Consider the following 17498-nt stretch of genomic DNA (forward strand, 5'->3'; position numbering starts at 1 on the left):
GCCGGGGGAGGCGTCGGGGGAGGCGTCGGGGGAGGCGATGGCCTGCCGGGCGGCCCGCGCCATCTCGGCGGCCGACCCCCAGCGCCTGTCGGGCGACTTCTCCAGCGCCCGCGTGACGATCTGGCGCGGCCCGGCAGGCACGTCGCCGGGCAGGCCGGGGGTGGGCGCGTGGAGGTGCTTGTAGATGATCTGGACGGGGGTGTCGCCCGCGAACGGCAGTTGGGCGGTCAGGCACTCGTAGGCGACGACGCCGAGCGCGTACACGTCGACGGAGGGAGTCACCTGGCTCGCCGTGGCCAGCTCGGGGGCGCAGTAGCCGGCGCTGCACAGCATGGCGCCGGTCGCCGTCAGGTGGCCTGCGGAGGCCGAGTGCGCGATGCCGAAGTCGGTGAGCACGACGCCGCCGCCCGGCCTGATCATCAGGTTGGCCGGTTTCACGTCGCGGTGCACGATGCCCTGCTCGTGCGCGGCCGCGAGCGCGTCGGCCACCTCGGCGACCAGTCGCATGGTGGTCGCGGGGTCGAGCGGGCCGCGGCGCAGGACGCGGTCGAGCGACTCGCCCTCGACCAGCTCCATCACCAGGAAGCTCACCCGCCGCCCGTCGACCTGGCAGGTGCCGTAGTCGTAGACGTCGACCACGCCGGGATGCCTGAGGGTGGCCATGGCCCTGGCCTCGTTCTGGAACCGCTGGACGAACGTGGCGTTGTCGGTCAGAGCGGGCATCAGCACCTTGACCGCCACGGCCCGGCCGAGGACGGTGTCGTCGGCATGCCAGACCTCGCCCATACCGCCGCCACCGAGGCGGCCGGCCAGCACGTAGCGGTCGCTGAGCGTGGTCCCCGGTCCGAGCACGTATTCGAGACTAACACCGGAAGGCCGGTGGCACCGGCGGAATCGGTACCACCGTAAGCGGAGTATTTCCCAAGATCAGCGGGGTGTCCCCCTGCTGGAACGCGCCTGTCGTGGTGCCTCCCGTGCCCGACGGGGGCGAGGTGAACGTGCTGTTCGCGCCGGGCTGCCCGTGAGTGCGGGCCGGGGCCTGGGTAGCCGTGCGAGGGGCGGGGCTCTCCGTTCTGTGGAAGAGCCCCGCCCTCGGGGCTAGGAGGCGTCCTTGGCGCGGTTGCGCAGGGCGCGGCTCACGCCGTCGGCGCCTTCGAGGATCATGCGGCGCAGGGCCTGCGGCGGCGCGGTCTCCAGGAAGTCCTGGGCGGCCTCGACCGTCGCCTCCTCGATGAGCAGCGTCGGGAAGCAGCCGACCGCGAACGTCTGCGCCTGGTCGAACGTCCACTCCTGGTAGATGCGGCCGATCTCGGCGAAGTACTTCTCCCGGTACGGAACCAGCAGCTCGACGTGGCGCGGGTCGGCGAACCCGGTGATCGTGGCGCGGGCGATGTGGTTGGCCAGCTGGCCGCCGACGATCGCCTCCCAGGCCGCCGCCTTGCTCTCGGCCGTCGGCAGGGAGGCCCGGCACAGCGCCGCCGACCGCTCGCCGGTGGCCGTCGGGTCGCGCTGCAACTCGGCCTCGATGTCGGCCTCGCCGTACCGGCCGCTCGACACCATCGCGTGGACCAGGACCCAGCGCAGGTCCGCGTCGACGGCCAGCCCCTCGGGCACGGACGAGCCGTCGAGGATGCCCTGGATCAGGTCGAGGTCCGCGCCGGACGTGGCCACCGGCGCGAACGCCTGCAGGTAGGCGAGCTGCTGGTCGGAGCCGGGCTCGGCCACCGCGAGCAGCGACCTGAGCTCGGCGGCGAGCAGCGCGAGCCCCTCGGCCTGCCATGCCGGGTCGGCGTACTGCTGCACGGCCTGCCTGGCCTGCCGCAGCACGCTCTGCAGGACCGTGATGTCGCGCAGCGTGCCGACGCCGGAGACGACGAGCTTGACGTAGTCGCGGGTGGCCATCTCGCCGTCGCGCGTCATGTCCCAGGCGGCCGACCAGCACAGGGCGCGTGGCAGCGACTCGGCGAACGCGGCGATGCCGCCGCCGATGAGCGTGCGCAGTGAGCGGTCGTCCACCCGGATCTTGGCGTAGGTGAGGTCGTCGTCGTTGACCAGCACCAGGTCGGGCTGCTCCTCTCCGACGAGTTCGGCGACCGGCGTGCGGGCGCCGACGACGTCCAGCTCGACGCGCTTGGTCCGCCTCAGCTCGCCGTCGGCCAGGGAGTACAGGCCGATCGCCACGCGGTGCGAGCGCAGCGTCGGGTGCTCGGCCGGGGCCTCCTGCAGGACGTCGAAGCTCTCGAACCGCCCGTCGGCCGACACGGTGAAGGACGGGCGCAGCGTGTTGACCCAGGAGGTCTCCAGCCACTCCTTCGACCACGAGGACAGGTCGCGGCCCGACTTCCGCTCCAGCGCGGTGAGCAGGTCCTTCAGCTCGGTGTTGCCCCAGGCGTGCTCGGCGAAGTAGTCGCGCACCCCCGCCAGGAAGTTGTCGAGCCCGACGTAGGCGACGAGCTGCTTGAGCACCGAGGCGCCCTTGGCGTAGGTGATGCCGTCGAAGTTGACCTCGACCGCCTGCATGTCGGGGATGTCGGCGGAGATCGGGTGCGTGGACGGCAGCTGGTCCTGGCGGTAGGCCCAGGACTTCTCCACGTTCGCGAAGGTCGTCCAGGCGCCCTTGCCCCAGCGGGTGGCCTCGGCCTGGGCGAGCACCGACATGTAGGTGGCGAACGACTCGTTCAGCCACAGGTCGTCCCACCAGCGCATGGTGACGAGGTCACCGAACCACATGTGCGCCATCTCGTGCAGGATCGTCTCCGCGCGCCGCTCGACGACCGCGTCGGTGACGCGGGAGCGGAAGACGTAGTCCTCCAGGAACGTCACGCATCCGGCGTTCTCCATCGCGCCCGCGTTGAACTCGGGCACGAAGAGCTGGTCGTACTTGCCGAACGGGTAGCGGACGCCGAAGACCTGGTGGAAGAAGTCGAAGCCCTGCCGGGTGACCTCGAAGATGTTGTCGGCGTCGAGGTGCTCGGCGAGCGAGGCGCGGCAGTAGACCCCCAGCGGGATCCCGTCGTGCTCGGAGGTCACCTTGTGGAACGGCCCGGCCACCAGGGCGGTGATGTAGGTGGACATGACCGGCGTGGCGGGGAACGTCCAGCGCTTGGAGGCCTGGACGGCGCCGTGCCTGCCGCCCTGCGCGGGCAGCTCCTCCACCTCGGACGCGGCGGCGTTGGAGACGATCTCCCAGTCGGCCGGGGCGAGCACGGTCAGCTGGAACGTGGCCTTGAGGTCGGGCTGGTCGAAGCAGGCGTACATGCGGTGCGCGTCGGCCGTCTCGAACTGGCTGTGCAGGTAGACCTTCTGGTCCACCGGGTCGACGAAACGGTGCAGCCCCTCACCGGTGCGCATGAAGCGGCAGTCGGCGTCGATGCGCAGCTCGTTGCTCTCGGCGAGGTCGGGGAGCGGGAAGCGCCCCTTGTCGGCGTCGTAGGCGGCGGCGTCGAGGTCGCGGCCGTTGAGCGTGACCTGGCGCACGTGGGCGCCGTGCAGGTCGATGAAGGTGGACGCGCCGGGCTGGGCGCTGGTGAAGCGGACGATCGTGATGCTCTCGAAGCGCTCGTCTCCCTCCGTCAGGTCGAGTGCGACGGTGTACGACTCGACCTTCAAGAGCCGGGCACGCTCGCGCGCCTCGTCCCGGGTCAGGTTGCCTGCCAAAGTTGGGCTCCTTTACACCACTTCTTCGGGGTTTGTCGGTATCCTGCCACGCTGGGAATAGGGCGCGGACACCCCCAGGTTATGGCCCCACGTGACTGACAAGACTCCTGTAGACCTGTGGTTCGATCCTTTCTGCCCTTTCGCCTGGGTGACGTCACGATGGCTGCTCGAGGTCGAGAAGGTCCGCCCCATCGAGCCGCGCTGGCACATCATGAGCCTCAACGTGCTCAACGAGGGCAAGGACGTCTCGGAGGAGTACCGCGAGGCGATCGCCAGGGCCATCGAGCCCGTCAGGGTCGTCGCGGCCGCCGAGGCCAAGTACGGCGCCCACGTCGTCGGGCCGCTCTACACCGAGCTGGGCACCCGCCTGCACAACGAGGGCCGGAACAAGGACCTCGACCGGCTCCGCGAGACGGTCGAGGACGCTCTCGAGGCCGCCGGCCTCGACAAGGAACTGGCCGACGCGATGACCTCCGACGACTACGACGAGGCCGTCCGCGCCTCGCACAACGAGGGCATCGACCTGGTCGGCCAGGAGGTCGGCACGCCGGTCATCCGTGTCGGCTCCAACGCCTTCTTCGGCCCGGTCATCACCGCGATCCCGCGCGGCGAGGACGCCGGAAGACTCTGGGACGGCGTCCTGCTCGTCACCGGCTTCGAGGACTTCTTCGAGCTGAAGCGCTCCCGCACCCGCCGGCCTCAGTTCGACTGAAGCCGACCTGGTGTGACCGAAAGCCCATACCCGTCAGACCTGCTTCGACCGAAGCTCCCTGCCTCGGGCACTCCTGGTCGTACTCTGATGACGAAGCGCACTCGCATTGTGGCAGCCGGCACGCGAGGATGGGGGCCATGCGTCAGCTGTATATCGGCGGTTCCTGGGCCGCGTCGGTGTCGGGCGAGGCCATCGAGGTCGTGAACCCGGCCACGGAAGAGATCATCGATCGGGTGCCCGCAGGCGTTCCCGACGACGTCGAAGCGGCCGTCGCGGCGGCGCGAAGATCCTTCCCCGACTGGTCCGGCGCGGCCCCGGAGGAGCGGGCCAAGCTGCTGACCGCCGCGGCCGAGCTGCTGACGCAGCGCGCGGGCGACGTCGCGCGGGCGATCGCGACCGACATGGGCTCGCCGCTCGGCTTCGCTCTCAAGGTGCAGACGCTGATGCCGGCCGGGGTGCTGGCCTCGTACGCGCGCATGGCCGAGAGCCACCCGCGCGAGTCGCAGGTGGGCAACTCGCTCGTGGTCAAGGAGCCGGTCGGGGTGGTCGCGGCGATCACGCCGTGGAACTATCCGCTCCATCAGATCGTCTGCAAGGTCGCCCCGGCACTGGCCGCGGGCTGCACGGTGGTGCTCAAGCCCAGCGAGGTCGCGCCGCTGGCCGCGTACGCGCTGGCCGACATCTTCCACGAGGTGGGCCTGCCCGCGGGCGTGTTCAACCTGCTCAGCGGGCGCGGCCCGGTGGTGGGCGAGGCCATGGCCGCCCACCCCGAGGTGGACATGGTCTCCTTCACCGGCTCCACCACGGCCGGGCGCAGGGTGGCCTCGCTGGCGGCCGAGACGGTCAAGCGGGTGGCGCTGGAGCTCGGCGGCAAGTCCGCGAACCTGATCCTGCCCGACGCCGACCTGCGGGCGGCGGTCAAGGCCGGGGTCGCCAACTGCTTCGTCAACGCGGGCCAGACGTGCTCCGCCTGGACCCGCATGATCGTCCACGTCGACCAGTACGACGAGGCCGTCCAGATGGCCGTCGAGGCGGCACGCAAGTACACCGTGGGCGACCCGTTCGACGAGGCCACCCGCATCGGCCCGCTCGTCTCCGCAGCCCAGCGCGACCGGGTGGTCCGCTACATCAACAGGGGTCAGGAGGAGGGCGCCAGGCTGGTCGCGGGCGGCACCGAGCGGCCGCTGCCGCGTGGCTTCTACGTCGAGCCCACGGTCTTCGCCGGGGTCGAACCCGGGATGACGATCGCGCAGGAGGAGATCTTCGGGCCGGTCCTGTCGATCATCCCGTACACGTCCGAGGAGCAGGCGGTGCGGATCGCCGACGGCACCCGGTACGGCCTGTCGGGCGCGGTCTGGGCGGGAACCCGGGAACGCGCGATCGAGGTGGCCCGCAGGTTGCGCACCGGGCAGGTGGCGATCAACGGGGGCGCGTTCAACCCGCATGCGCCGTTCGGCGGTTTCAAGCAGTCGGGCGTCGGACGCGAGCTGGGCGAGCCCGGAATCGAGGAGTACTTCGAGGTCAAGTCGCTGCAGCTGTAGCCGTCCCGACAGGGTGCCTCACAGGATCAGCCCTCCTGTCGCCAGGAGGTTCTGCCCGGTGATCCACCGGCTGTCGGGGCCCGCCAGGAACGCGACCACGGCCGCGATGTCGTCGGGCCTGCCGAGCCGCTGGAGCGCCGCGAGCGCGGTGGACGTCTCCAGCGCCTCCGGCGGGTTGGAGGCCCGCAGCGTGTCGGTGTCGGTCGCGCCCGGCGAGACCGTGTTCGCGGTGATGCCGCGCCCGCCCAGCTCGCGCGCGGCCACCTTGGCGAACTGCTCCACCGCGGCCTTGGTGGCGGTGTGCAGCGCGAGCCCCGCCGCCGGGATCGCCGTGTTGAGGGTGGAGATGTTGATGATCCGGCCGCCGTCACGCATCACCCGGCAGGCCCACTGGATGGCCAGGAAGGTCGCACGGGCGTTGGCCGCGAACACCCGCTCGTAGGTCTCCTCGGTGATCTCGGCGATGGGCCCGTGACGGTGCTCCGCCGCGTTGTTGACCAAGATGTCGATCCCCGGCAACGCCTTCTCGGCCTCGGCGAACAGCCGGTCCAGGTCGTCCCTGCTGGCCTGGTCGGCCTGGACGGCCAGCGCTCCGGTCTGCTCGGCCACCTGGCCGGCCGCCTCGACGTCGCTCCGGTAGCTGAACACCACGCTGGCTCCGTCGCTGGTGAGCCGCTCGACGATGGCCCTGCCGATGCCGCGCGAGCCGCCGGTCACCAGCGCGCCCTTTCCAGAAAGTGTCCCCATGCGGACAACTTACGCCTTGAGGATGATCTTTCGGGCCTCGTTCTTCGGCAGCCGGTCCACGTACAGCTGGCCGTCCAGGTGATCGGTCTCGTGCTGGAAGCAGCGCGCCAGCGACCTGCGCGCCTTGACGCGCACCGGGCGGCCGAGCCGGTCCAGGCCCTCGACGGTCACGCCCGCCGCGCGCGCGACCGGAGCGTAGATCGGCGTGCCCGTGCGCCGGTCCGGCACCGACAGGCAGCCCTCCTCGTCCAGGACCTCCTCGGGGTCGTCGACGGTGAGCACCGGGTTGACGACGTGGCCCTTGCGCCCGCTGATGTCGTAGACGAACAGCCGCCGCGACACGCCGATCTGGGGCCCCGCCAGGCCCACGCCGTTCACCGAGTACATCGCCTCGAACATCTCGTCGATCAGGCGGCGCAGCTCGCGGTCGAACCCCTCGACGGGCTCGGCGGGCGTGCGTAGGACCGGGTCGCCGATCACGCGGATCTCACGCATGGATGGTCTACTCCCGTAAGGACTGGTCTCCAGTAGGGGTCCTTACTCTAGCCAGCCAGCGCGTGCTCGGGGACCCGGGCGCGGCGCTGTGGAAGACTGGACGCGTGCGTGTCTACATCGCTGCCGACCATGCCGGCTATGAGCTCAAGAACCATCTCGTGTCCTGGCTGAAGGACCACGGCCAGGAGGTGATCGACTGCGGTCCCTTCGTCTACGACGCCGAGGACGACTACCCGGCGTTCATCCTGCGCGCCGCCGAGGGCGTCGCGGGCGACCCGGCCAGCCTCGGCATCGTCATCGGAGGGTCGGGCAACGGGGAACAGATCGCCGCCAACAAGGTGCGCGGCGTCCGCGCCGCCCTCGCCTGGAGCGAGGAGACGGCCAAGCTCGCGCGCGAGCACAACAACGCCAACGTGGTCAGCATCGGCGCGCGCATGCACTCCATCGAGGACGCCACCAGGTTCGTCGAGGTCTTCCTCGCCACCGCGTTCTCCGGCGCCGAGCGGCACAGCAGGCGCATCGCGCAGCTCGCCACCTACGAGACCATCGGGCAGCTGCCCTCGCTGCCCTAGCTTCCGCGCCCTAACTTTCGCGCCCTAACTTCTGCGCTTCGTCTCGCGCCTGGGCATCTCATCGCGGAGAGGCCGCCGGTCGGCGGCCTCCTGCTGCTCCTTCGACGGTCTCGACACGTCGCGGGCCCGCATGGCGGTGATGGCGGTGATCTGCAAACTCTGCAAGGCCATACCAGGGAGCCTACGTCAGAACGTCAGCCCCGCCCACGGCTTCGGGCTCCAGCTCATCGCCGTCGACAGCGTCCGCACCGCGCCCGGCGTGTGCTCGCGCAACAGCCCGGCGTCGAGCTGCGTGGTCAGCAGGCCGTCGCCCAGGTAGGCCGAGCCGAGCGCCGACACGGGCAGCGTCACGTCGGGCTCGTCCTCGACCGGCTTGCACTCCGCTCCCGACGTGTCCGCGCTGAGCCGCCAGCGGCGGGCGTTCCACGGGCACAGCTCGTCCTCGACCTCGAGCACCACGTCCACGGGCGCGGAGTAGGCGCGGGACGTGAGCGCCCCGTCCACCTCCACCAGCCGCGCCCACAGCTCGTCCGACCAGCTCGGGCGGAGCTGCCGCTGGTCGGCGAGCAGCGCGACGATCGGATCGTCCACCGGCCTGCTCTGCGCCACCACCGTGGAGACCAGGTCGCGGTCGAGCACGCTGCGCCACAGCAGCGCGTAGGCCGCCGGGTCGGACGCCTCCAGCTCGCGCAGCCTCAGCTCGCTGTCGGGCACGCCGTTGGCGTCCCAGCTCGCCTTGATCCGGAACAGCGCGTAGCCGCGCACGCCGTTGTCGTCCTCGGCGATCACCGAGCGCAACGTCCCCGCGCCCTGCTGGTCGGCCTCGTCGTCGGCCAGCACGTTGTTCCAGAAGGCGGCGTTGCGCGCGTAGCGCCCGGGACGCATGGGGATGATCCGCTCGAACAGCGACTCGAACTCCGCCCTCGCCTCCGCCGGCCTGGCCACCCTGATCCTGAGCGACGGGTCGCTCGGCACGTTCCCGACGAACGCCGAGCCGGGCTTGGAGATGCGGAACGACAGTTCGCCGGCGGCTCTGCCGTACCCGAACCTGCCGTAGATCAGCGCCTCGGAGGCGTACAGCGTCGCGACGGACTCGCCGCGCTCCCGCACGTCGGACAGCTGCCTGCGCATCAGCTCGGTCAGGACGCCGCGGCGGCGGTGCGAGGCCAGCACGCTGACGGCCGTGACACCCGCGACCGGGATTCGGCCGCCGGGGACCGTCATGCTGAGGCTGAAGCTCGACGTGACACCCGCCATGACGTCGCCGTCGAAAGCGGCGAGCGTCCGGTCGAACTCGGTCTCAGCCTTGAAGCGCGCGCTCTGGGCAGGATGCGGAGTCCAGCCGAAGCCCTCGTCGAGTACGTAGGAGAATGCCGGCCATTCGGCCTCGGCAACAGGACGGATCGGATACCTCATCCGTCCACGGTAGGAGCGGGCAAAGGGGGAAGGCCACCTAATATCCCTGCTTAATGATCAAGGCGTTGGTCAAGTGGGCTGCCCAAACGCGGGTCAGACCGATACAGTCAGGCGCATCATGAGTTCCCGTCCGGCGCCGCTGATACCGCCACGGCTCCGCGCGTTCCTCGTGCGGGTGCCACTGCTGGTGCCGATCGTGCGATTCTTCCGTCGCGGCCCCCTGGGCCGCGACCGCAACCTGCTCGTCACGCTGATCATGCTCTCGCTCCTGATCGGCCTGCTGGCCGCGCGCGTGTCGACAGAATGGTTCTCCCCCTCGCTGCTCATCCTCGTCACGCTGGTCGGCGGGCTGCAGCTCCGGCTGCGCAGCCTCAGCAAGCTGCTCGCGGTGGAGGCCGTCGCGCTCGGCTACATCGCCGCCACACTCGGCGTGAGCCGCATCGGGCTGGGGCTCATGGTCACGATCGCCTTCACCTCGATCCTGGCGCTGCTCATGGCCCGCACCCGGGGCAAGCTCGGCGTGCAGGGGCTGCGCGGCGACGCGATGTTGCTGGAACTGCGTGACCGGCTCAAGAGCCAGGGCGAGCTGCCCCCGATGCCCAAGGACTGGGGCGCCAAGGTGGTGCTCAAGCAGGCGGGCGGCTCGTCCTTCGGCGGCGACTTCCTGGTGTCCCTGCGCGACGGCGACCAGGTGGACATCGCCCTGGTCGACGTCTCGGGCAAGGGCGTCGACGCCGGAACCAGAGCGCTGCTGCTGTCGGGCACGTTCGGCGGGCTGCTCGGGTCCGTCGAGGACTTCCTGCCCGCCTGCAACGCCTACCTGCACAGGCAGCGCGGCGACGAGGGGTTCGTGACCGCCGTGCACGCCCGGCTGAACCTCACCACAGGCGAGTACACGATCACCTCCGCCGGGCACCCTCCGGTCGTCAAGTTCGACGCGGGCACCGGCAACTGGCAGGTGGCCTCCGCCAAGGGCGTGGTGCTCGGCGTCGTCCCCGACCTGCACTGCGAGCCCGAGAGCGGGGTGCTGCGCAAGGGCGACGCGCTGCTGCTCTACACCGACGGCCTGATCGAGCAGCCCGGACGCGACATCGACGCCGGCCTCGACAGGCTGCTCGGCGAGGCGGAGCGGCTGCTGCCGTCCGGGTTCCGCGACGGTGCCCGGGCGCTGGTCAACGCGATGGCCTCGGGGCACAACGACGACTGCGCGCTGGTGCTCATCTGGCGTCCGTAGGGCCGCCGTGACGAATCACACGGGTCACTCCGTGTGCTCAGGCATGGGCGAATGGTGAATCGCGTCACTGGTCCCGGCACTCCGCGACTGGGATTCTCGTAGAGGTCATCCCTGAGCCCCGGGCCCCGGTGGAGCGGCGCGGCTTCTTCCGGGGCCCGGTTCAGAGCCAGCCGGAGTCGGTGGCGATGCGTACCGCGTCGAGTCGGTTGCGGGCGCCCGTCTTGCACATGATCCGCGACAGGTGGTTGCGCACGGTGCCGACCGACAGGAACAGCTCGGCGGCGATCTCCGTCGAGCGGGCGCCGCCCGCGGCGATCCGCAGCACCTCCAGCTCCCGCCTGGTCAGCGGGTTCGCGGCGGACTGCAGCACGGCGACCGCCAGCTCCGAGTCGATCGCGCGGCGTCCGGCCGCGATCTCCCGCAGCCCCTCGGCGAGCCGCTCGGGAGCCACGTCCAGGCTCAGGAAGCCGAGCACCCGGTTGGCGAAGGCCCGGCGCACCTGGCCCGGATTCGGCTGGGCTGACAGGATCAGCACACGGCACCCCGGCGCCTTCTCGCCCAGGCGGGCGGCGACGGGCAGGCCGCCCTCGCCCGGCAGGTCCAGATCGATGATCGCGGTGTCGGGCTCGCGGGCCACGGCCGCCGGTACGACGTCCTCGGCGCTTCCCACCTCGGCGACGACCCGCAGGTCAGGCTCCGCGTCGAGCGACACGACCAGGCCCCGTCGTACCAGCGGCAGATGCTCGGCGACCAGAATCCGGATCAAGGCGCCCCCTTCGTCGTACCCCAGGGTGATCGTCTGATCGCGTACTGTCAACGCAGTCTCGTAGTTCGCCAAAGCGGCCGCAAGCCCTTCAGGGGCGGAGAGTTCGACTAGTCTGGGTGCGTCAAGACCTTCCGTCTGCCTGGAGCGCGCCCAGATGAACTGGCTCTATGTCGCGGGGATCGTCGTCTTCCTGGTCGGGCTGATGGCGTCCATCGCGTTGCACGAGATCGGCCACCTCGTGCCAGCCAAGCTCTTCGGCGTCAGGGTGACGCAGTACATGGTCGGCTTCGGCGCGACCGCCTGGTCACGGCGGAAGGGCGAGACCGAGTACGGCATCAAGTGGCTGCCGCTCGGCGGCTACATCCGCATGATCGGCATGCTGCCGCCCAGGCCGGGCGACGACCCGGGCACGCTCAGGAGCTCCTCGACCGGGCCCTGGCAGGGCCTCATCGAGACCGCCCGCGAGGCAGCCCAGGAAGAGGTGCGCCCCGGCGACGAGGACCGCGTCTTCTACCGGAAGAAGTGGTGGCAGAAGGTCATCATCATGTCCGGTGGCCCGGCGATGAACTTCGTACTCGCGTTCCTGCTCTACGCGCTCCTGCTCGTCGGCATCGGGCTGCCCGTTCTCAAGCCGATCGTGTCGCCCGACACCAACACCTGCGTGATCCCGATCAGCGAGAAGCGCACCGAGTGCCGCCCCGGCGACCAGCAGACCCCCGCCGCCAAGGCGGGCCTGAAGACCGGCGACCAGATCGTCAGCTTCGCCGGCACCAAGGTCACCACCTGGGAGGACGCCACCCGCCTGATCCGCTCGCACGGCGCGGGCCCCGTCGCGCTCGGCATCGTCCGCGATGGCAAGCCGGTGACGCTCAACGTCACGCTCATCGCCGAGGACCGCCCCGCGATCGACGACCCCAAGAAGATCGAGAAGAACGTCGGGTTCCTCGGCGTCCTGCCCACGCCGGTGATGGAGAAGCAGAGCCTGGGCGTCGTCATCGGATACATGGGCGAGCTGACCGGGAGGGTGGCCGGTTCCCTGCTGAACCTGCCGGAGAAGATGGTCGGCGTGTGGAACGCCGCCTTCTCCGGCCACGAACGCGACCCCGCGGGCCCCGTGGGCGTGGTGGGCGCAGGGCGGATGGGCGGCGAGATCCTCGCCTCCAACCTGTCGACGGAGATGAAGATCTACAACGTGGTGAACCTGCTCGCCGGGTTCAACCTGGCCATCGGCATGTTCAACCTGATCCCGCTGCTGCCTCTCGACGGCGGTCACATCGCGGGCGGCCTGTGGGAGGGCATCAAGCGCGCCTACGCCCGGATCATGCGCCGTCCCGAACCCGCGTACGTCGACATCGCCAAGGTCCTGCCGGTCACCTACGCGCTGGCCTTTGTCATGATCATCATGGCCGGCCTGCTCGTCTACGCCGACCTGTTCAACCCGCTCAAACTCACCGGCTGAGCCGTTGGTCGAGGAGCAGCCCCTACACGGCGGGAACGTCAGCGGCGGGGTCGTCCGCGTGGGAGACACGGTGCGCCGCCCTGCGGGCCCGTGGACTCCCGCCGTCCACGCGTTGCTCGCCCACCTGAACGACGCGGGATTCCGCGGAGCCCCCCGCCCTCTCGGCATCGACGACCGAGGGCGAGAGGTGCTGACCTTCGCACCCGGCGACGCCGTCTGGCCCGACCGCGACGCCTGGCAGGCGGATGCCGACTACATCGAACGTCACGAATCCCAGTGGTCCACCGCTCTGCTGTTCTGACGCTCTTACTCACCGTGAAGCCGCAAGCGATGCGGGTGCGGCACGACAACCAGCGGCTCGCCTAGAGTTCCCCGATCTCCTCGGGGTTCGTCCGCAGGCCACTCCGCGGGTCGACGCCGAACGCCCGCGCCGCCTCCCACAGATCACCGCTCAGGCGCCAGGTCAGGCAGAGTTGAGCCGGTAATCCCGCCTCGCACAGGTCCGCGACCTTGTCCATGGACGGCCCTCCGAATAATCAGCGTAAGAGCGGAAGGCCCCGGCTGGAGGGAAGCGGTTGGCGCTTTTGTGTATTAGCTTTGTCTACCCTATGCGCCGATCGGCTACCGAGGTGCTCGGTGGCTAAAAATGGAGTCGCCCGCGGGCGTCATTTGCCTACCCCCAGGCCCTCCTCGCACGGTCGGGTCAGCGTACGGCGATATCGGATTTCGGTCAGCGTGAAGCCGAGTGTCCGGTCGTGCTTGATAAGGCCGTCTGCGTGCCAGTCATTGCTCTCATAGAAACGCCGAGCCTGCGCATTGGTGTCGAGTACCCAAAGGGTGGCCTGCTTGTAACCGGCCACGGTGAGGGATTCAAGGGCAGCTGCCATGAGCCGCCTTCCGATGCCGACGCCCCAGACCTGCGGCAGCAGATAGATCGTCGAGACTTCTCCGGTAGATGCCGGATCCTCGTCGTGATCTCGTGTTGGGCCTATTCCGGCAAACCCCGCGATGGAGCCGTCAACCTCTGCGACCAACACCCCTTGGCGAGGCCAAGACGTTTCTGTCAGAAGACGCTCCCAGACAGGACGCCGTCGAGCTGGATCCAAACCATCCAGATAGTTTTGGGGAATCAATCCTCGATAAGCGGCCTGCCATGACCGCACGTGGACGGTGGCGATATCGTCGGCGTCCGCAAGCTCGGCGCGTCGAATCTGCATCTGAACGTCATATCGCTACCAGATTACTTCTGTCGAGCACATTTCTTGATGCTCATCGGGCAGAAGCAGGTGAGCTAGTTCCGCTTTGACGGCTCTTCGCAGTTGAGGGTGTAGCGCCGAGAATATGGAGCTGCTGGACGGTTGGATGTGAGTCGTCAGGAGGTGCGAGCGTCGTAGTTCTCGCGCTTTGCGAGGACCTCGGCCATGTGCGACTGCGCCCAGTGTCTGAGCCCGCGCGTCATGTGGTGGAGCGAGAGACCGAGGTCGGTCAGCTCGTAGGAGACGGTGACAGGGACGGTTGGCGTCACGGTACGGGTGAGCAGACCATCGCGCTCCAGCGACCGTAGCGTCTGGGTCAGCATCTTCTGGCTGACCCCAGCCAGAAGACGAGAGATCTCGGAGTAACGCATCGCCTTCGGAACGTCTGCGTGTGCTGCACCGGGCTGGCGAGAGCCGTTGTCGCCGCCAAGCGCACAAAGGATCAGGACGACCCACTTGTCCGAGATTCGGTCGAGCAGTCGCCGGCTGGGGCATGCTGCCAGGAACGCGTTGTACTCCACCTTGGCCTGAGCCCTCTTCTGGGCCGCCTTCGTCGTCGTCACTGATCGCACCTCTCACCTATGCGTGGGTTACGCACCTCAAAGTGCCTACTTCCTGACAGGAAGTTTCTCTCCAATGCTGATGCAGGGAGGCAGGAGGCGCCACCCCCAAGTGCACGACGAAAGGCAACAAGATGAGCACACCCGGCGGTACCTGGACTCTGGGCGACCTGACCGTCACCCGGTTCGGTTACGGCGCCATGCAACTGGCCGGCCCGTGGGTCATGGGGCCGCCCGCCGATCGCGACGGTGCCCTGGCCGTTCTGCGTGCAGCGGTCGACCTTGGTATCACCCACATCGACACCAGCGACGCCTACGGGCCGCGCGTCACCAACGAGTTGATCCGCGAGGCACTGGACCCCTATCCCGAGTCGCTGCACATCGTGACCAAGGTGGGCGCGGCCCGCGACGAACAGGGTGGCTGGCCTCCGGCCCGGCGACCCGAAGATCTGCGCCGCCAGGTCCAGGACAACCTCAAGTCCCTCCGGCTCGACGTACTCGACCTGGTCAACCTTCGACTCGGCAACGCCGAAGGTCCCCAGCCTGGCTCGATCGCCGAGGCGTTCGAGACGCTCGTCGAGCTCCAGCAGCAGGGCCTGATCCGCCACCTCGGGGTCAGCAACGCCACCGCGGAGCAGGTCACCGAGGCACAGAGCATCGCGCCGATCGTGTGCGTGCAGAACATGTACAACCTCGCCCATCGCCACGACGACGAGCTCATCGACCGGCTCGCCGTCGACGGCGTCGCGTACGTGCCCTTCTTCCCCCTCGGGGGCTTCACCCCGCTTCAGTCCTCGGCGCTCTCGGCGGTCGCCGCTCGATTGGAGGCGACACCGATGTCCGTCGCACTGGCCTGGCTGCTGCAGCGATCACCGAACGTCCTGCTCATCCCCGGCACGTCGTCGACGGCACACCTGCGCGAGAACATCGCCGGCGCGGGACTGTCCCTCTCTCATGAGGACTTGGCCGAGTTGGACGACATCAGCCGCTGAATGCCCCAGAGTTAAACGGCCCACAAGCCACGACCGAAGCCACGATTCAAGTTCCGGCCCCGGTCACCTTCGCGCGACCGGGGCCGAAGCACGACGATTCGCCCTCACTGGGATGACTTCAGATCATCAACCGTCAGGAACTTGTGTCACACCGGCGGTGGAAGCTCACCCCGCGTCCGTGGCCGGGTAGGCGTCGAGGTCTCCCGAGGATGGGGGTTCCTACACCAAGCCCATCTGGAAGACCCTCGACGTTGCACGACGCTACCCCTGAGGCGGGCTTCGCCCGCGCTGACAGGACTATGTTCTGCCGCCTTGACGAGCTCGGGCTCGAAGTCACCGGTCAGCGACTCGCCAACTACATCGCCAGACCCTGCTAGAAGCCGGCAGCTTCAGGCCACGACTACACCCTGGATTGTGAAGAGCCGCTTTGACGGCCACGCTAGGTCACCCGGCAGACCGCGCCTCACCTGCGACCGGACGGGGAGAGCGTCAGCACATCGAGATCTGCTCAAGCCGTGTGACCGACCTGCGGCAAAGGCTCAGGATCCACATTCCACGCCGTGGGCAGATCGCCGTCGCAGAAGACGCAGACGAAGTCACTTTCGCGCACGATGTTGTGCTCCTGGCAGTGCGGGCAGCGCCGGAACACGACCTCGTGGGTGAAACCGGACGGATGGTCGAGGCCGGCTCGATCCAGCGCCTCGGCGACGGCCGGCCAGGAGCTGACGTCCGGGCAGTAACCGGTCGACTGGTTGCTGACCTCGCTCACCGTCCAGCGGCCGATCTCCTTCTTGAAGGTCATCTCACCGGCGCTCAGGACCCGTCCGCCGTCGGCGCAGGCCACGTGCTCGCTGCGGCGGGGCGCCAGCCGCAGTACACCGTCCGTGTCGATGACGAAGGTGAACGGCTCGGCCAACTCCTCCGCCGTCCGCTCAGCAGCCCAGCCGACGAAGTCGGCCACCGCATGGATTCTCCGCCCCTCCATGCCCGGCTGGACTACCGCCGCCAGGTCGGCAGGGCCCACATACCGGTAGCGCCGCCCTTGCACGTTCACACGGCTCAACCTAGACCGTGTCGGCTGTGCGGCGAGAGCATCCTTCGCTGAACGTCGAAGTATTCGACCTCTAGCGTCACCCACATGGGACTTCCGCCAGCTGCCAGAAGCGCTCACCCCGGTGTGCCGGTCGCGCGCCGACCGGCCAGGCACAGGCTTCGGTTGCCTGAGCGTGAGCGCCGATTCCACCAGAAAGGGCGAGCATGAAACCGTGGGAGATGCTGGCCGTCTTCGCGGCAGGCATCGGCGCGGGCGCGGTCAACTCAGTCGTCGGCTCCGGAACCCTCATCACCTTCCCTGTCCTGCTCGCGGTCGGCGTTCCGCCCGTCACCGCTGTGGTCTCCAACGCCCTCGGCGTCATCCCAGGCTCCATCAGCGGAGCCATCGGCTACCGCCGGGAACTTCGCGGCCAGCGCCGACGTCTCCTGAAACTGGGCGTCGCCTGCCTGTTCGGCGGCCTCGCGGGCGCCACACTCCTGCTGACTCTGCCCGTCACGGCGTTCGACAAGATCGTGCCTGTCCTCGTGGGCCTGGCTCTCGTCCTGGTCGCCCTGCAACCACGCATCAACAGGAGCCTCCGCCAAACCGCCGGCAGCCCGGCCCACCGCGACATCGGCCCCATGCTCTTCATCGGTCTGATGCTCGCCAGCGTCTACGGCGGCTACTTCGCCGCCGCCCAGGGAATCATCTACATGTCCCTGATGGGCATACTCATGGACGAAAGCCTGCAACGCCTCAACGCGCTCAAGAACGTCCTCGTCGCCGTGGTCAACACTGTCGCCGCGCTCCTCTTCTTGTTTGTCGCGGAGTTCGACTGGACGGCCGTCGCGCTCATCGCGGCCGGCTCCGCCCTTGGAGGCCACGTCGGAGCCTCGGTAGGCCGCCACTTCAGCCCCACGACTCTGCGCGTCCTCATTGTGACGCTCGGCGGCGCCGCCATCGCACATCTGATCGTCCGGTAAGGGGAGCCCGTCCCGCTGCGGCCATCACCGCTCGGCTCGACAGCGCGGCCGCCCGCTGGCAGGGCGTCACCAGGC

At 69.1% G+C, this 17498-nt stretch carries 19 protein-coding genes; 8 read left to right on the top strand and 11 right to left on the bottom strand.

Annotated features, from left to right (window positions below; translation table 11 throughout):
- Both ABZ297_RS34020 and pepN read right to left on the bottom strand, forming a co-directional pair.
- Window positions 1-852 (bottom strand): serine/threonine-protein kinase (locus tag ABZ297_RS34020; protein WP_355355023.1); only part of this gene is annotated, 852 nt, incomplete at its 3' end.
- Window positions 853-1098: 246 nt separating this feature from the next.
- Entirely contained in the window at window positions 1099-3657 is a 2559-nt protein-coding gene (gene pepN / locus ABZ297_RS34025) for an aminopeptidase N (protein WP_355355026.1), read from the bottom strand.
- A gap of 91 nt (window positions 3658-3748) precedes the next feature.
- On the opposite strand from pepN, the gene ABZ297_RS34030 reads away from it, so the two are divergent.
- Together ABZ297_RS34030 and ABZ297_RS34035 are read left to right on the top strand one after the other, a co-directional pair.
- Window positions 3749-4369, top strand: a complete 621-nt coding sequence (locus ABZ297_RS34030) for a DsbA family protein (protein ID WP_355355029.1) — start codon at window positions 3749-3751, stop codon at window positions 4367-4369.
- 137 nt (window positions 4370-4506) lie between these two features.
- The gene (locus ABZ297_RS34035; protein ID WP_355355032.1) at window positions 4507-5910 is read left to right on the top strand and encodes an aldehyde dehydrogenase family protein; all 1404 of its coding nucleotides are present in this window, start codon (window positions 4507-4509) and stop codon (window positions 5908-5910) included.
- 18 nt (window positions 5911-5928) lie between these two features.
- Here the strand turns inward: ABZ297_RS34035 and ABZ297_RS34040 are convergent, their stop codons facing one another.
- Window positions 5929-6657: an SDR family oxidoreductase gene (locus ABZ297_RS34040; protein ID WP_355355035.1), complete on the bottom strand. Its 729-nt coding sequence runs from the start codon at window positions 6655-6657 to the stop codon at window positions 5929-5931.
- A gap of 9 nt (window positions 6658-6666) precedes the next feature.
- Window positions 6667-7152 carry a peptide deformylase gene (gene def / locus ABZ297_RS34045; protein WP_355355038.1) on the bottom strand — a complete coding sequence of 162 codons (486 nt, stop codon included), beginning with the start codon at window positions 7150-7152 and terminating at the stop codon, window positions 6667-6669.
- Between the two features lie 104 nt (window positions 7153-7256).
- Here def and ABZ297_RS34050 point away from each other — a divergent pair, with 104 nt between their 5' ends.
- Window positions 7257-7724 carry a ribose-5-phosphate isomerase gene (locus ABZ297_RS34050; protein WP_355355041.1) on the top strand — a complete coding sequence of 156 codons (468 nt, stop codon included), beginning with the start codon at window positions 7257-7259 and terminating at the stop codon, window positions 7722-7724.
- A gap of 24 nt (window positions 7725-7748) precedes the next feature.
- On the opposite strand, the gene ABZ297_RS34055 is transcribed toward ABZ297_RS34050, so the two are convergent.
- Both ABZ297_RS34055 and ABZ297_RS34060 read right to left on the bottom strand, forming a co-directional pair.
- Window positions 7749-7895 (bottom strand): hypothetical protein, encoded by a 147-nt coding sequence (locus tag ABZ297_RS34055; RefSeq protein WP_355355044.1) that lies wholly within the window; start codon window positions 7893-7895, stop codon window positions 7749-7751.
- Window positions 7896-7910: 15 nt separating this feature from the next.
- Entirely contained in the window at window positions 7911-9140 is a 1230-nt protein-coding gene (locus ABZ297_RS34060; protein ID WP_355355047.1) for a GNAT family N-acetyltransferase, read from the bottom strand.
- Between the two features lie 118 nt (window positions 9141-9258).
- Between ABZ297_RS34060 and ABZ297_RS34065 the strand changes: the two genes are divergently transcribed.
- Complete coding sequence (locus ABZ297_RS34065; protein ID WP_355355050.1) at window positions 9259-10374, top strand: PP2C family protein-serine/threonine phosphatase; 1116 nt, start codon at window positions 9259-9261, stop codon at window positions 10372-10374.
- Between the two features lie 160 nt (window positions 10375-10534).
- Here the strand turns inward: ABZ297_RS34065 and ABZ297_RS34070 are convergent, their stop codons facing one another.
- Complete coding sequence (locus ABZ297_RS34070; protein ID WP_355355053.1) at window positions 10535-11191, bottom strand: response regulator transcription factor; 657 nt, start codon at window positions 11189-11191, stop codon at window positions 10535-10537.
- A gap of 103 nt (window positions 11192-11294) precedes the next feature.
- Here ABZ297_RS34070 and ABZ297_RS34075 point away from each other — a divergent pair, with 103 nt between their 5' ends.
- Together ABZ297_RS34075 and ABZ297_RS34080 are read left to right on the top strand one after the other, a co-directional pair.
- Window positions 11295-12599, top strand: a complete 1305-nt coding sequence (locus ABZ297_RS34075) for a M50 family metallopeptidase (RefSeq protein WP_355355056.1) — start codon at window positions 11295-11297, stop codon at window positions 12597-12599.
- Between the two features lie 70 nt (window positions 12600-12669).
- The gene (locus ABZ297_RS34080; protein ID WP_355355059.1) at window positions 12670-12900 is read left to right on the top strand and encodes a hypothetical protein; all 231 of its coding nucleotides are present in this window, start codon (window positions 12670-12672) and stop codon (window positions 12898-12900) included.
- Between the two features lie 61 nt (window positions 12901-12961).
- Here ABZ297_RS34080 and ABZ297_RS34085 read toward each other — a convergent pair whose 3' ends face one another.
- From ABZ297_RS34085 to ABZ297_RS34095, 3 genes are all read right to left on the bottom strand, one after another.
- Window positions 12962-13117: a hypothetical protein gene (locus ABZ297_RS34085; protein WP_355355062.1), complete on the bottom strand. Its 156-nt coding sequence runs from the start codon at window positions 13115-13117 to the stop codon at window positions 12962-12964.
- 147 nt (window positions 13118-13264) lie between these two features.
- Window positions 13265-13816, bottom strand: coding sequence for a GNAT family N-acetyltransferase (locus tag ABZ297_RS34090; protein WP_355355065.1), 552 nt, complete (start codon window positions 13814-13816; stop codon window positions 13265-13267).
- Between the two features lie 155 nt (window positions 13817-13971).
- Window positions 13972-14418 carry a helix-turn-helix domain-containing protein gene (locus tag ABZ297_RS34095; RefSeq protein ID WP_355355068.1) on the bottom strand — a complete coding sequence of 149 codons (447 nt, stop codon included), beginning with the start codon at window positions 14416-14418 and terminating at the stop codon, window positions 13972-13974.
- A gap of 131 nt (window positions 14419-14549) precedes the next feature.
- Between ABZ297_RS34095 and ABZ297_RS34100 the strand changes: the two genes are divergently transcribed.
- The gene (locus tag ABZ297_RS34100) at window positions 14550-15407 is read left to right on the top strand and encodes an aldo/keto reductase family oxidoreductase (RefSeq protein ID WP_355355071.1); all 858 of its coding nucleotides are present in this window, start codon (window positions 14550-14552) and stop codon (window positions 15405-15407) included.
- A gap of 508 nt (window positions 15408-15915) precedes the next feature.
- Here ABZ297_RS34100 and ABZ297_RS34105 read toward each other — a convergent pair.
- Window positions 15916-16461, bottom strand: coding sequence for a hypothetical protein (locus ABZ297_RS34105; RefSeq protein ID WP_355355074.1), 546 nt, complete (start codon window positions 16459-16461; stop codon window positions 15916-15918).
- Window positions 16462-16664: 203 nt separating this feature from the next.
- Between ABZ297_RS34105 and ABZ297_RS34110 the strand changes: the two genes are divergently transcribed.
- Window positions 16665-17423: a sulfite exporter TauE/SafE family protein gene (locus ABZ297_RS34110; RefSeq protein ID WP_355355077.1), complete on the top strand. Its 759-nt coding sequence runs from the start codon at window positions 16665-16667 to the stop codon at window positions 17421-17423.
- Window positions 17424-17498: the final 75 nt, after the last annotated feature.

It is taken from the genome of Nonomuraea sp. NPDC005983, assembly GCF_040614375.1.
Lineage (GTDB): Bacteria > Actinomycetota > Actinomycetes > Streptosporangiales > Streptosporangiaceae > Nonomuraea.

What these genes read in the sequence shown, in the direction of transcription:
- ABZ297_RS34035 (WP_355355032.1), top strand. Translation starts at nt 4,507, where the DNA reads ATGCGTCAGCTGTATATCGGCGGTTCCTGGGCCGCGTCGGTGTCGGGC.
- ABZ297_RS34040 (WP_355355035.1), bottom strand. Translation starts at nt 6,657, where the DNA reads ATGGGGACACTTTCTGGAAAGGGCGCGCTGGTGACCGGCGGCTCGCGC.
- def (WP_355355038.1), bottom strand. Translation starts at nt 7,152, where the DNA reads ATGCGTGAGATCCGCGTGATCGGCGACCCGGTCCTACGCACGCCCGCC.
- ABZ297_RS34055 (WP_355355044.1), bottom strand. Translation starts at nt 7,895, where the DNA reads ATGGCCTTGCAGAGTTTGCAGATCACCGCCATCACCGCCATGCGGGCC.
- ABZ297_RS34060 (WP_355355047.1), bottom strand. Translation starts at nt 9,140, where the DNA reads ATGAGGTATCCGATCCGTCCTGTTGCCGAGGCCGAATGGCCGGCATTC.
- ABZ297_RS34065 (WP_355355050.1), top strand. Translation starts at nt 9,259, where the DNA reads ATGAGTTCCCGTCCGGCGCCGCTGATACCGCCACGGCTCCGCGCGTTC.
- ABZ297_RS34075 (WP_355355056.1), top strand. Translation starts at nt 11,295, where the DNA reads ATGAACTGGCTCTATGTCGCGGGGATCGTCGTCTTCCTGGTCGGGCTG.
- ABZ297_RS34085 (WP_355355062.1), bottom strand. Translation starts at nt 13,117, where the DNA reads ATGGACAAGGTCGCGGACCTGTGCGAGGCGGGATTACCGGCTCAACTC.
- ABZ297_RS34090 (WP_355355065.1), bottom strand. Translation starts at nt 13,816, where the DNA reads ATGCAGATTCGACGCGCCGAGCTTGCGGACGCCGACGATATCGCCACC.
- ABZ297_RS34100 (WP_355355071.1), top strand. Translation starts at nt 14,550, where the DNA reads ATGAGCACACCCGGCGGTACCTGGACTCTGGGCGACCTGACCGTCACC.
- ABZ297_RS34110 (WP_355355077.1), top strand. Translation starts at nt 16,665, where the DNA reads ATGAAACCGTGGGAGATGCTGGCCGTCTTCGCGGCAGGCATCGGCGCG.